1 protein-coding gene is annotated in these 1,096 nt (G+C 75.1%); it reads right to left on the bottom strand.

The window, feature by feature from the left end:
• Positions 1-135: 135 nt before the first annotated feature.
• Positions 136-1,096, bottom strand: a 961-nt coding sequence (locus tag ACXJKL_RS21410) for an AAA family ATPase (RefSeq protein ID WP_457209006.1), incomplete at its 5' end; no start/stop codon positions are given.

Here is a 1,096-nt window from a genome sequence, read left to right as displayed (position 1 = left end):
GCCACAGCAGCGCCGGCACCAGGAACGGCGCGGCGAGCACGGYCAGCACCGGGGACCCGAGCGTGACGGCCCCGACCAGGCCGGCGGCGGCGACCGCGCAGGCGCGGGCCAGCGCCGGGGTCGCCCGCCATCGGGTCACCGCCGCTCCAGGGTCTGGGGGGTCGGCACGGAGGCGAGGACGGAGTCGACCACCTTGGGTCCGGACGCGGAGGTCATCCACAGCTCGGGACGCACCGTGATCCGGTGCCCCAGCACCGCCCTGGCCACGGACTTCACGTCCTCGGGCACGACGTAGTCGCGACCGCGCAGCAGCGCCCAGCCGCGGGCCGCGAGCACCAGCCCCAGGCTGCCGCGCGGGGAGGCCCCGGTCAGCGCCTCCGCATGTCCCCGGGTCGCCGCGGCCAGCCCCACGCAGTAGCGACCCACCGACTCGTCGACCGCGACGCGCTCGACGGCGGCCTGGAGCGCCGCGAGGCCGGCGGCGTCGGTGACCGGAGCCACCTCGACCTCCTCCTGCTGGCGGGCCACGCGGCGGGCGAGGACGTCGTACTCCTCGTCGGCGGTCGGGTAGCCGAAGTCGACGCGCATCAGGAACCGGTCGAGCTGGGCCTCGGGCAGCGGGTAGGTCCCCTCGTACTCCACCGGGTTGGCGGTCGCCAGCACGTGGAAGGGTCGCGGCAGCAGGTGGGTCTCGCCCTCCACGGTCACCTGGCCCTCCTGCATCGCCTCGAGCAGCGCGGCCTGGGTCTTCGGCGGGGTGCGGTTGATCTCGTCGGCCAGCAGCAGGCCGGTGAACAGCGGCCCCCGACGGAAGGAGAAGTCGCTGGTGCGCTGGTCGAAGACGTAGGAGCCGGTGAGGTCGGCGGGGAGCAGGTCGGGGGTGAACTGGGCCCGGGCGAAGTCCAGCCCGAGCGCCTGCGCGAAGGACCGGGCGGCCAGCGTCTTGCCGAGCCCGGGGAAGTCCTCGATGAGGACGTGTCCCTTGGCGAGGACGGCCGCCAGCACGAGGCTCAGCGCGTGCTGCTTGCCCACGACGGCCCGGCCGACGCTGTCCAGCACCTCGGCTGCCAGTCGGGTGGCGTCGGCGGTGCTGAGG

This window comes from Nocardioides sp. P5_C9_2 (assembly GCF_054049555.1).
The sequence above is the reverse complement of the archived record's forward strand: the minus strand, read 5'-3'. Positions and strand labels throughout refer to the sequence as shown.